General features: G+C 66.4%; 11 protein-coding genes (1 of these 11 only partly in view). 1 reads left to right on the forward strand and 10 read right to left on the reverse strand.

What is annotated here, in order from left to right; genetic code table 11:
* The 10 genes from EFAMC2_RS04575 to rnd form a co-directional block, all read right to left on the reverse strand.
* Window positions 1–134 carry the start of an amino acid ABC transporter ATP-binding protein gene (locus tag EFAMC2_RS04575; protein WP_315985352.1) on the reverse strand. 643 nt of this gene lie to the left of the window's left edge, so the window shows 134 of its 777 coding nt (coding positions 1–134); it begins with the start codon at window positions 132–134; its stop codon lies off the left edge, out of view.
* A gap of 12 nt (window positions 135–146) precedes the next feature.
* Window positions 147–977: an amino acid ABC transporter permease gene (locus EFAMC2_RS04580; protein ID WP_154027519.1), complete on the reverse strand. Its 831-nt coding sequence runs from the start codon at window positions 975–977 to the stop codon at window positions 147–149.
* A complete protein-coding gene (locus tag EFAMC2_RS04585; protein WP_154027521.1) occupies window positions 974–1,633 on the reverse strand; it encodes an amino acid ABC transporter permease in 660 nt (219 codons plus the stop codon). Before EFAMC2_RS04585 ends, EFAMC2_RS04580 begins: the two co-directional genes overlap by 4 nt.
* Before the next feature lie 103 nt (window positions 1,634–1,736).
* Window positions 1,737–2,723 carry a glutamate ABC transporter substrate-binding protein gene (locus EFAMC2_RS04590; RefSeq protein ID WP_154027523.1) on the reverse strand — a complete coding sequence of 329 codons (987 nt, stop codon included), beginning with the start codon at window positions 2,721–2,723 and terminating at the stop codon, window positions 1,737–1,739.
* 294 nt (window positions 2,724–3,017) lie between these two features.
* On the reverse strand, window positions 3,018–4,184 hold the full coding sequence (locus EFAMC2_RS04595) for an acetate/propionate family kinase (protein WP_154027525.1): 1,167 nt from the start codon (window positions 4,182–4,184) through the stop codon (window positions 3,018–3,020).
* 233 nt (window positions 4,185–4,417) lie between these two features.
* On the reverse strand, window positions 4,418–4,771 hold the full coding sequence (locus EFAMC2_RS04600) for a histidine triad nucleotide-binding protein (RefSeq protein WP_154027527.1): 354 nt from the start codon (window positions 4,769–4,771) through the stop codon (window positions 4,418–4,420).
* A 164-nt stretch (window positions 4,772–4,935) separates the two neighbouring features.
* Entirely contained in the window at window positions 4,936–5,211 is a 276-nt protein-coding gene (gene xseB, locus EFAMC2_RS04605; RefSeq protein ID WP_154027529.1) for an exodeoxyribonuclease VII small subunit, read from the reverse strand.
* 169 nt (window positions 5,212–5,380) lie between these two features.
* Window positions 5,381–6,775 (reverse strand): exodeoxyribonuclease VII large subunit, encoded by a 1,395-nt coding sequence (xseA, locus tag EFAMC2_RS04610; RefSeq protein ID WP_154027531.1) that lies wholly within the window; start codon window positions 6,773–6,775, stop codon window positions 5,381–5,383.
* A gap of 1 nt (window position 6,776) precedes the next feature.
* On the reverse strand, window positions 6,777–7,481 hold the full coding sequence (locus EFAMC2_RS04615; RefSeq protein WP_154027533.1) for a zinc metallopeptidase: 705 nt from the start codon (window positions 7,479–7,481) through the stop codon (window positions 6,777–6,779).
* Between the two features lie 246 nt (window positions 7,482–7,727).
* A complete protein-coding gene (gene rnd, locus EFAMC2_RS04620) occupies window positions 7,728–8,861 on the reverse strand; it encodes a ribonuclease D (RefSeq protein WP_154027535.1) in 1,134 nt (377 codons plus the stop codon).
* Window positions 8,862–9,016: 155 nt separating this feature from the next.
* Between rnd and EFAMC2_RS04625 the strand changes: the two genes are divergently transcribed.
* The gene (locus tag EFAMC2_RS04625) at window positions 9,017–9,991 is read left to right on the forward strand and encodes a diacylglycerol/lipid kinase family protein (RefSeq protein WP_154027537.1); all 975 of its coding nucleotides are present in this window, start codon (window positions 9,017–9,019) and stop codon (window positions 9,989–9,991) included.
* The last annotated feature ends 1,173 nt before the right edge of the window (window positions 9,992–11,164 follow it).

The following is an 11,164-nucleotide window of genomic DNA, read 5'->3' on the forward strand; positions in this document are numbered from 1 at the left end:
ACGAGCACCTCGCCGCGGTCGACCTCGAGGTTGATGTCCTTGAGCACGTGCAGGTCGCCATAGTGTTTCTCGACGTGGCGAAGCTCGATGATGGGCGTGCCCTCCGCCGTGGCGCGCTTGGTCTCCTGGGTCATGTGAAGCCTCCGCTAGTCGATGATCTTGACGCCGAGCTTGCGCGACACGGCAAGCGACGCACGGTGGATGAGGTAGTTGAGGATGACGTAGATGATCGCGATGGTGAAGTAGACCGAGACGAGCGCGTCGTAGTTGGTGATGAGGACGCGCGCGTTCTGCAAGAGATCCGGGTAGCTCACCACGTAGGCCACCGTGGTGTCCTTCACCACGACGACGAGCTGCGAGATGAGCGTGGGGATCACGTAGCGGATGGCCTGCGGCAGCACGATCTTGAAGGTGGTCCTCATCGGCGAGAGGCCAATGGAGAGGGCCGCCTCCACCTGTCCGCGCGGTACCGCGTTGACGCCGGCGCGGAACACCTCGGCAAGCACGCCGGAGGCGGCGAGGGCCACCGGCAGCGTGATCATCCAGAACGAGCTCATCTTGATGCCGTACTGCGGCACCACGAGGAAGAAGAAGTAGATGAGCAAAAGGCTCGGGACACCGCGGAAGAAGTCCGTGACCACGCGGCAGAGCGCAGCAACAGGCTTGATGCTGCTCGTACGCCCCAGCATGAGGACGAGGCCGAGCGCGAGCGCGATGACGCCTGCCACGAAGGCCACCTGAAGGGTGCCCTCGAAGCCCTTGAGCAGGAAGGACCACGTGGAGGCCTGGCCAAAGAACGTCCAGTACTTGGGGGCAAACTGCCCCGCCACATAAAAGCGCTGGACGATGAGGGAGATGCCCCACGCAACGAGGACGGCGGAGATTGCCGTGCCGATGACCATCTTGCGGCGCGTCTTGGGGCCGGGCACCTCGTAGAGGGCGTCCCGGATGGTGCGTGCCTTGGTAGTCTGGCTCATCGCAGAATCCTCACCCTCTTGTCGATGCGGTTACCCACGGAGCTTACGACCACGGCCGTGAGCGCGTAGCCCAAGGCCGAGATCAGGAACGCAAGGATGCCGCCGGTGGAGCGCGTGTTGATGTAGGACACGACGCCGGTGAGCTCGGCCGGGTTCAGGGGAACCTGGGAGCCCAGGGCCGTGGTGAGCATCACGGCAATGAGGAGGTTCGTCATGGGGAGCACCGTGGTGCGCAGGGCCTGGGGAATCACCACGAGACGCAGGATCTTGGTGAAACCGAGCCCGATGGAGCGGGCGGCCTCGATCTGCCCGACGCCAATCGTGTTGATGCCGCTCATGAAGTTCTCGGACCCGAAGGCCGCGCCCAAAAGGATCGTGGTCACGATGACGCAGGTGCGGTAGTCAAAGACAATCTTGAGGTTGGGCAGCGCGTAGACGATGACGATGAGCAGCGCCACGCCAGGGACGTTTCGGAACACCTGGGTGTAGAGGTCCCCCACCACGCGAAGCGGCTTGAACGGGGACACGCGCATGACCGTGACGAGCACGGCAAGGATCATGACGAAGACGAACGAGAGCACCGTCATGCCCCAGGTGGCGAGGAGGGCAGACAGGTAGTTCTGCCCGTATGTGGAGAGAAGCTCAGTGAGCCCCATGGTCACCCCCAATCAGACAGGGCCCCCGCAAGCGGAGGCCCCTTTCGTGCAATGTCTTCGGACGAGAGCCAGCTGCCATCCCGCCCGAGGGTCTCGGCTGAGACTAGGCGCCGATCGCGGGCGGCTCGGGAACGTTCTCGACGCCGGTGCGGTCGCCGATGGCAATCTTCCAGAGCTTAGCCCAGGTGCCGTCGTCCTCGATGCTCTTGAGCCAAGCGTTAACGAACGCGACACCGTCGGAGTCGAGCGGCAGGCCGATGCCGTACTCGTCCTTGGGGCCAAAGGGATCGCCGGCGAGGCGGTACTTGCCCGGATTCTTGACCATGCTGCCAAGCTGCAGGTTCACGTCGATCACGTAGGCGTCGACACGGCCCTGGTCCAGGGCGGCACGAGCCTCCTCGTCGGTGCTGAATTCCTGGACGGTGGCCTGCGGAGCAACATCGGCCACGATCTGCGGGCCGGTAGAGCCGGACTGGGCGGCGACGTTCTTGCCGTTCAGGTCGTCGGTAGAGTTGACGTCCGTGTTGTCGGCCTTGACGAGAACCTGCTGCTGGGAGGTGTAGTACGGGCCAGCGAAGGAAATGACCTTCTTGCGCTTGTCAGTGATGGAGTAGGTGGCGAAGACAACGTCAGCCTGGTCGTTCTGAAGGACGGACTCGCGCGTGTCGGAGGTGACCTGTTGGAGGTCGAACTTGGACTCGTCACCCAGGATGTAGCGGGTCAGGAGCTGATAGAGGCCAGCGTCGAAGCCACGGACCTTGTTGTCCTGCTCGTTGAGGAGGCTGAAGAGCGTGGAGGTGCGGGTGCCGCCAACGCGGAGGGTGCCGGCGTCCTTGACCTTCTTGGCCCAGCTGCTCGCTGCGATGGTTGCGTCGTCCGCGGTGGCGCCGGCGGCGATCAGCGCGTCAAAGGCGCTGGCGTCGATCTTGACGGAATTGTCCTCGGTCGCGGCGGCCGTGGTGGCGGCGTCAGACGAGGGGGCGGCGTCGGTGGAGCCGCAGGCGGCGAGGCCGCAGGCGGCGAGGATGCCAAGGCCAGCGCCGGCAACGAACTGACGGCGACCCAGCGTGAGGTTGGATAGCTTGGACATGGTGGTCCTTTCTCTTGGGAGCGGCCCCATACGAGCAGGCCGCATTTCCTGTGAGTTTTGACACGCTAGATACTACCGCAAATACTGATAATCCTATCGGGTTAGTAGGTAATTAACGAAGCGATAACAATTCTAGTCATTATGATAGAGGAGGTACGTTTCCGGGAGGTAACAGAAAAGGACGACGGACCCGAAGGCCCGCCGCCCTATGACAACGCTTATGCTCGCCAAGCCCTTACCCCGTCACACGCCCATGGAGTGCGGGCGCGGGAGGATGTGCGTATCGGCCACGAACTAGCCGAGCAGCTCCTTGACGTCGAAGGCGATCATGAGCTCCTCGTTCGTCGGGACCACGAGGACGCGAATCTTGGAGTCCTCGGCGGAGATGTCACGCGGGTCGCCGGAGCGAACGGCGTTCTTGGCATCGTCGATCTTGATGCCCATCCACTCGAGGCGCTTGACGACCTCGGCGCGCATCTCGGCGGAGTTCTCGCCCACGCCGGCCGTGAAGGCGATGGTGTCCACGCCGCGCATGGACTGAACCATCGTGGCGAACTGGGAGGCGACGCGGTAGCTCCACATGTCGATGGCGAGCTTGCAGCTCTCGTCACCCGCCTCGGCACCGGCCTCGATGTCGCGCATGTCGGACTTGCCGCCCGTGATGCCGGCGAGACCGGACTTCTTGTTCATCATCGTGTCGATCTGGTCGATGGTGTAGCCACCCTCACGGGAGAGGTAGAACACGGTGGCCGGGTCGATGGTGCCGCAGCGGGTGCCCATGATGAGGCCGTCGAGCGGGGTGAGGCCCATGGTGGTGTCCATGCAGTGGCCATCCTCGATGGCGCACAGGGAGGCACCGGAGCCCAGGTGCAGGCTCACGAGCTTGTGCGTGTCGGGATAGAGCTCGTGGACGGCGCGCCAGATGAAACGGTGGCTCGTGCCGTGGGCGCCGTACTTGCGGATGTGGAGGTCGGCGACGACGTCCTTCGGAAGGGCGTAGGTGTGGGCCTCGGCCGGCATGTTGTAGTGGAAGGAGGTGTCGCAGACGATGACGTTGCCAACCTCGGGCATGGCCTTGCGGCACAGGTCGATGACGTCGGCCTCCGGGTAGTTGTGGAGCGGCGCCAGCGGGGCAACCTCACGGACCTTGGCGAGGACGTCGTCGTCAACCACGGTGGACTCGGGGAAGTACCAGCCGCCCTGGACCACGCGGTGGCCGATGCCGTCGATCTTGAGGTTCAGGCCCTTGAGGTTGTTGAGGACCCAGTCGATGGCCTCCTTGTGGGTTGGCATGGCGACCTTGGTCTCGGCCTTCTCGCCACCCATCTCGCTGTGGCCCACGAAGGAGCCGGAGATGCCGATGCGCTCGCAGTTGCCCTTCGCGTACACCTCGCGGGTGTCCACGTCGAGCAGCTGGTACTTGAGCGAGGAGCTGCCTGCGTTGATGACGAGAACGTTCATGTGGTTATCCTCCAAATAGCGACGCACCGATTGGCCGCGAGTGAGTGCCACTCGCAGATTCCCGGTTGACCATGATACAGCGACATTCCGCAAATCAGCTTCGGGAGTTGTACTCCGGCTGGTTTACTCGGCACGGCGGGGGCGATTGCCCCATGACGCGCCCCTATCGCTCGCCCGACTTGCTCGGCGCCGCGGGACGGCCGTCCCGTGGCGCCGCCAAAGACCTCGACCGCCTACTCTGCGTCGCCGGGAAGCAGGCCCATGCCAAGGTTCTTGCCGCCGAGGACGTGCATGTGGAAGTGGTGCACGGTCTGGCCGGCGTCGGGGCCGGCGTTGGTGATCACGCGGAAGCCGCTCTCCTCGATGCCCTCGGCCTTAGCGACCTCCTTGATGGCGTTTGCCATGGCGGCAAGCGTCTCGGCGGGAACGTCGTCGGCGATGTTGGCGTAGTGCTTCTTGGGGATGACGAGCACGTGCGTGGGCGCCTGCGGCTCGAGGTCGCGAAACGCGATGACCTGCTCGTCCTCGTAGACGACGGTCGAGGGTATGTCGTGGTTGGCAATCTTGCAGAAGATGCAGTCGGACATGGGTTCTCCTTCGCTCTGGGCCGCCCGGGGCGGCTGGTGGTTGAGCGTGCGGGGCACGAGGCCCTCGCACGCCAAGGCGCTCACGTGCCGAGGGAGCTCACGCCCGGCCCCCGGCACTCATAGCCAGCGGGCAGGCAGCGGCTCACCGCCGCGACACGACCATCCTACTTGTCGTTGATGAACGCAGTGGAGGGCGCCGCCGTGGTGTCGGGCGTCACGGGCTCGTCGGTGGCGTCGAGCAGCACCTGCACCTTCTGCTCGGCCTTGCTCAGGCGCTCGCGAAGGCTCTTGAGCAGCTCCACGCCGCGGGCGTAGCGCGCCAGCGCATCCTCGAGCTCGAGGTCTCCCCCCTCGAGCGAGCGAACCACCTGCTCGAGCTCGATGGACGCCTCCTTGAAGGTCATCTCGTCGATAGGCTTCTCGTTCTTGTCGAGCGCCATGGCGCCCCTCCTTTGCTACTGCCGCGCGGGCAACCGCAGCGGCGCCTGTTACCGATTCTAGACACGAACGGGCCCTTGCCCAGCGCACTTTGGCCCGCGCATCCACCAGTTTGGGCTCGCGCCTTTGCAGGTACAGGAGCGTGCCGTCCCGTGCGCCTGAGGCGAGCCTCTAAGACACGCCCGTGACGCGCGCCTCAAACGAGCCCTTCCCCACGCGGACGCTTACCTCGTCGCCCTCGGCGAGCGCAGAGGCGTCCGTGACCACGTGGCCATCCGTCGTGCGGGCGATGGCATAGCCGCGGCCCAGCACCTTGAGCGGCGAGAGGGCGTCCAGCGTGGCCGCGAGGCTCCCCACCCGTTGCTCGTGCGGGCGCACGATGCGCGTGGCCGCGGCGTCCATGCGCATCGCCACGTCCGAGAGTCTCTGGGCCTTCTGGGCAAGCGAGCGCGGGATGGCATCGACGAGCCGCTGCTCGGCCTGCATGAGCGCCGCCACGCGGTCGTCCACGATGCTGCTCGGGTCCGTGAGGCAGCGGTGGCGGGCAAGCGAGTCCACGCGCACGCGCTCGGCGGAGAGCGTCGAGCGAATCGAGCGCTCGGCCAGCGCGCCCAGACGCTCGGCCTCCTGGCCCTCGCGCTCCAGGCGCGCGCCCATGGCGCGGCCAAGCCTCACACGGCGGTCATCGATGGAGGCCACGATCTCGTCCAGGGCGGGCGCCACGCTCTCGGCCGCAGCCGTGGGCGTGGAGGTGCGCCGGTCTGCCACCATGTCGCAGATGCAGGTGTCCGGCTCGTGCCCGATGCCGGTGACCACAGGCACGGGGCACGCAGCGACGGCACGGGCCAGGCCCTCGTCGTTGAAGGTCATGAGGTCCTCGAACGAGCCACCCCCGCGCACGAGCAGGATGGCATCGGGACGTGCCGCCGCGGCCACCGCGAGCGCGCGCTCGATGGTGGCCGGAGCCCCCGGACCCTGCACCTGGCAGCCCACCATCTGCAGCTCCACGAGCGGGTTTCTGCGCCTGAGCGTGCGGCGAACGTCGTCGATGACCGAGCCCGAGAGGCTCGTCACCACGGCCACCCGCGTGCAGAAGCGCGGGATGGGCCGCTTGCGTTCGGGCGCCATGAGTCCCTCGGCCTCGAGCCTGCGGGCAAGCTCGGCCACCTGCTGGCGCAGGAGCCCCTCCCCCGCCACCGAGATGCGCTTGGCGATGAACGAGAGCCTGCCCGAGCCCACGTACACGTCGAACTTGCCGGCGAGCTGCAGCTGCATGCCGTCGCGCAGCTGAATCCCGCTCGCCTGGTAGACGCCGCGCCACACGATGACGTCCATCGCGGCGGCATCGTCCTTCACCTGGAAGTAGCAATGGCCGGAGCGTGCGTTGGGGCCGCGGAAGCCCGTGACCTCGCCCGTGACGAGCAGCATGGGAATTTCGCCCACCCGCGCCTTGGCGGTGCTCACGGCCTGGCTCACGGAAAGTGGGGCCTCTCCGTCTGCGCCCTGGCGCTCGGCCGCGGCTGCAAAGTCGACCCGCCCGGCCGTCTCGGAACGTCCCCAGGCCATGCTAGTCATCCCTCCTCTGGGTGCGGCTCAGGTAGTAGAGCAGTTGCAGGATGGACACGAGCGCCGCGGCGACGTAGGTGAGCGCCGCCGCCGTGAGGACCTTCTTGGCCCCGCGTACCGCCTCGGGACCCAAGCCACTGCGCTCGATGTAGGCCACGGCCCGGCGCGAGGCGTCGAACTCCACCGGCAGCGTCACGATCTGGAACAGCACGGAGAACGCAAAGAGCAGCACGGCGAGCTGGACGAGGCCCGTGAGGCCCATGAACACCCCGGCAAAGAAGACGAGCATCCAGGCGTTGGAGGCAAAGTTCACCACCGGCACGAGCGCAGAGCGAATGCGTCCCGGAACGTAGCCGCGCGCATGCTGAACCGCGTGCCCCGCCTCGTGGCAGGCAACGGCGGCACTCGCCACCGACCCTCCCCTCAGATTGCCGGAGGAGAGGTGCAAGACGTTGCCCGTGGGGTCGAAGTTGTCCGTGAGCTCGCCGGCTATTGGCTCGATGGATACGCCAGAGACGCCCTCTGAAGAGAGCATGCGCCGGGCCACGTCCGCCCCCGTGAGCGACGTGCCAAGCGGCACGCGCGACCACGTGGCATAGGTGGACTTGATATAGGACTGGGTGGCCAGGCCCAGCACCGTCGAGACAATCACGAGCAGCAGGTAGGCCGGGTCGAACCCCCAGCCATAGCCGTATCCGTAGTACATGCGCCCTCCATTCGAGCGAGGCTTGAGCGGCCGGCACCAGAGCGCCGGCCGCGTTTGTTCGCAAGTATGTACCCTGTTCCGGACATAAAGACTCGCACGGGGGCCTGGCACCATGCGCCAGCTCCGACCAAGAGCGCCACCGTCCCCACGCCCCAAGCGCGTAGAGGCGCATCAATGCAGGTTAGACACCCTGTGAGACACACCCCGTGCGGCGTCGCCGCGAGGTCCGCATGAGAGAAACCCGCGCTAGAGGATCTCGACGCGCCCGTCCTTCACGGTGAGGCCGCAGGCGCCGGAGAGCAGGCCCCTCAGAGGCTCGCCGGCAAGCTTGGCGCGCCAACCCTGCGTGAGCGCTGACCCCTTGGCACCCACCATAAGCTCGAGGAGGTCGTCGCGCGTGGCGATGAGCTGCGCGGCGATGCCACTGTGCTCGGAGATGATGCGGAGCATCGCGTACATGAGGTCAAGCACGCTCTCCTGCTCGCCCGTGGGGCGAACATGGCGCAGAGCGCCCGGGAGCTCGGAGTTAGGGCATGAGAGACCGCGGCCCACGGCATGGAGCACCGCCTCGCCATCGCGCTCGGAGAGCTGCTCGGTGCCGCGGATGCGCCTGAGGCGCCCGTCGTCGGCGGGACCACGCTTGCAGATCTCGAGCACCACCTCGTCAGAGAGCACCCACTTGCGCGGGATGTTGCGCTTGGAGGCGGTACGCTCGCGCCAGGCGCAGACCTCGCGCGCAACGGCGAGCTGCTTGCGGGTGAGCTGGCTCGAGCGCTTGAGGTGCCGAAATGCCTCGGTGGGCTCGTGGCGGTAGTGGGACGGCTCGAGCAGGGCCTGCATCTCGGGGAGCACCCAGTTGAGACGGTCTGCGCGAACGAGCTCGTCGATCATGCGCTCGTAGATGCCCGGCAGGTAGCGCACGTCATCTTCGGCATACGTGAGCTGCTCGGGGTCGAGCGGGCGGCGCGACCAGTCCGTGAGGCTCTCGGCCTTGGCGAGGTGAACGCCCGTGTAGCTCTCCACAAGCGCGCCGTAGCCCAGCTGCATGCGGTGGCCCAGGAAGGCGGCAGCGAGCTGCGTGTCGAACATCGGCTCGGGAACGCAGCCAAGCGTGCCGTCAATGACCTCGAGATCCTGGGAGCACGCGTGGATCACCTTGACGATCGAGGGGTTGCGGAAGAGCTCGGCCACGGGCGACAGATCCTCAAGTACGAGGGGGTCCACGGCCGCGATGTCATCGGGCGAGGTGGCGAGCTGGATGAGACAGAGACGCGGGTGATAGGTGCGCTCGCGCAAGAACTCAGTGTCGACGGCGAGCACCTTTGATGAGGAGGCGCGGTCGCAGAAGGCGCGCAACTCCTCCGGCGTAGAGATGAACACGTGTGACCCCTTCGGCCCCAGTCGGGGCGATATGGACGGCTAAGGCGCCGAGAGACAATCGGCTACCATGTCAGGTGCGCGCGACGCGGCCGCACGCGACTTTTCATCATAGCAGCTACGACCGCGGCCACCTGGGCCGCGCCTGGAGGTGCCTCATGCGTTGCCTCATCGTCCACAACCCGCGTTCGGGCTTTGGCTCGGACGCCATCTTTGCCCTCGAGCGTGAGCTCGTGCGTTCCGGTGACGAGTGCGTGCTCCGCGTGCTGGCAGACTCGTTCGACGCAACCGAGGAGCTCAGGGACGCCGAGGAGTACGACGTGGTGGTGCTCTCCGGCGGCGACGGCACGGTCTCGAGCCTGCTCTACGCCCTGCGAAATCGCCAGGTTCCCACCTGCATCTTCCCCTCGGGAACGGCCAACCTGCTGTTTGCCAACATCGGCAACTCGCCCGAGCCGTCGGCCCTTGCCCGCGCATGCCGCTGGAGAAACACCGCCAACTGCGATCTGGGCGAGGTGAGCTGGACCGACGCCTCCGGCGAGCGGTGCGTGCGCGGCTTCTCGCTCATGGCGGGCTCCGGCTTCGATGCCGAGCTCATGAGCGCCGCAGCGCCCAACAAGAAGGCGATGGGCGAGGTGGCCTACTTCATGGCGGCCCTCGCCGACCCCACGCCCAAGGTCATCCACTACACCATCGACGTGGACGGCGAGCGCATCGAGCGCGACGGCATCGCCTGCCTGGTAGCCAACAACGCCATGATCCAGGGCGAGATCGAGATCGTGCCGGGCTGTGTCATGGACGACGGCAAGCTCGACGTCATCATCCTTGAGGTCAACGACGCCGTGCAACTTGTGAGGCCGCTGCTTGCGGGCCTCCTTGACCCCAAGGGTCGCGCCGGCCGCCGGCCCAAGATCGAGACCTTCCGCGGCTCGGAGATTTCCATCGAGACGTCCGTCGCCATCCCCATGCAAGCAGACGGCGAGGTGGTGAGCGAGGGCGTCACGCGCTGGCAGGCCCGAGCCCTGGCGGGTGCCAGCGACCTCATCGTGGACGGTCTCTCCCGCTACCGCGACCCCGACGCCCAAACCCAGCCCAAGTTCCCCATCGCCGAGCAGAAGGCCTTTCCCGAGTAGGCACTCCAACCGCGCCCGCACACCCGATTGACGCTCTTGAACTCGACGCCGGCGGCATCCCGCCCGAGCTCGCAATCGCAACCAGCTCGCGGGGGCTCCCGCATCAGGCCTAGGTCCGTCCGGCCCCAGGTGCCACCCCCGCATCAGGCCTAGGTCCGTCCGACCCCGGGTGACACCCCCGCATCAGGCCTAGGTCCGTCCGGCCCCGGGTACCACCTAATGACCGGGGCCCGAGCCTCGCCAAAGCAGTATGGTGCTAACCCAGCTCAATCCCCCATAGGCTCGGCGCAAGCGCTCGCGCGACGCCCGGCCTTTGCCGCCCAACACCATTACATGTCCGTACCAATTGGCACTTGCCACAATCCCGCGCCGCTTCGCTGCCGAGGCCATCCCCGCATACCGCTTCGGCATTGCCTTGGCAACGGGTAATCCACTCCCAGGCGGCACCGACGCCCTCCGCTGCAGCCCACACCGCTCCCGTGCCACAAATGTGGGCGGTTGCGCACAAGGGGCAGCCTCGGCATAACCTTGTCTCCGCGCCAAAGCCACGCGCCGCCCGTCCGGTCCAATCCTTCGCCGGCTCGGTGCCACAAATGCGGGCGGTTGCGTACCAGAGGCAGACCTGGCCCCCGGTTTGTCCAGAAATCTCGCCGGTTGCGAACCGGGAGCTGCCCCGGCCCCAACCCGGCGCCGCGCCAAAGCCTCACGATGCCGGCCCGGTCCAATCCTTCGCCGGCTCGGTGCCACAAATGCGGGCGGTTGCGTACCAGAGGCAGACCTGGCCCCCGGTTTGTCCAGAAATCTCGCCGGTTGCGGTGCCGCGGCGCTCTCGGAAGCGCCCCGAGAGGCCCCTCTCGCGCTGCGTCGCCCCTATTGAAGCGCCGCATAGTTGGCGAGTAATTACACACCATCATCTAGCAGGGATTTTATAAGCTTACCGAATTGTTGTCGCAAGCCCCATAAAAGCCGGGACGGGGTGCGGCGTCCCCAAGTCCGCACCAAGAACGCAATCGCGAGCTTTCGTGGACAAACCCCGCACTGTGCGCGCCTCGACTACGCAATCGGCCGCATTCGCGGACAAACTCGCCTCGCGGCTGCCTTGGCGGCGCAATCGCAAGCTTTCGTGCGCAAACCCCGCACTGCGCGCGCCTCGACTACGCAATCGGCCGCATT

Origin of the sequence: Olsenella uli (assembly GCF_901212655.1) — a bacterium.
Classification (GTDB): Bacteria; Actinomycetota; Coriobacteriia; order Coriobacteriales; family Atopobiaceae; genus Parolsenella; species Parolsenella uli_A.

What these genes read in the sequence shown, in the direction of transcription:
- EFAMC2_RS04580 (WP_154027519.1), bottom strand. Translation starts at nt 977, where the DNA reads ATGAGCCAGACTACCAAGGCACGCACCATCCGGGACGCCCTCTACGAG.
- EFAMC2_RS04585 (WP_154027521.1), bottom strand. Translation starts at nt 1,633, where the DNA reads ATGGGGCTCACTGAGCTTCTCTCCACATACGGGCAGAACTACCTGTCT.
- EFAMC2_RS04590 (WP_154027523.1), bottom strand. Translation starts at nt 2,723, where the DNA reads ATGTCCAAGCTATCCAACCTCACGCTGGGTCGCCGTCAGTTCGTTGCC.
- EFAMC2_RS04595 (WP_154027525.1), bottom strand. Translation starts at nt 4,184, where the DNA reads ATGAACGTTCTCGTCATCAACGCAGGCAGCTCCTCGCTCAAGTACCAG.
- EFAMC2_RS04600 (WP_154027527.1), bottom strand. Translation starts at nt 4,771, where the DNA reads ATGTCCGACTGCATCTTCTGCAAGATTGCCAACCACGACATACCCTCG.
- xseB (WP_154027529.1), bottom strand. Translation starts at nt 5,211, where the DNA reads ATGGCGCTCGACAAGAACGAGAAGCCTATCGACGAGATGACCTTCAAG.
- xseA (WP_154027531.1), bottom strand. Translation starts at nt 6,775, where the DNA reads ATGGCCTGGGGACGTTCCGAGACGGCCGGGCGGGTCGACTTTGCAGCC.
- EFAMC2_RS04615 (WP_154027533.1), bottom strand. Translation starts at nt 7,481, where the DNA reads ATGTACTACGGATACGGCTATGGCTGGGGGTTCGACCCGGCCTACCTG.
- EFAMC2_RS04625 (WP_154027537.1), top strand. Translation starts at nt 9,017, where the DNA reads ATGCGTTGCCTCATCGTCCACAACCCGCGTTCGGGCTTTGGCTCGGAC.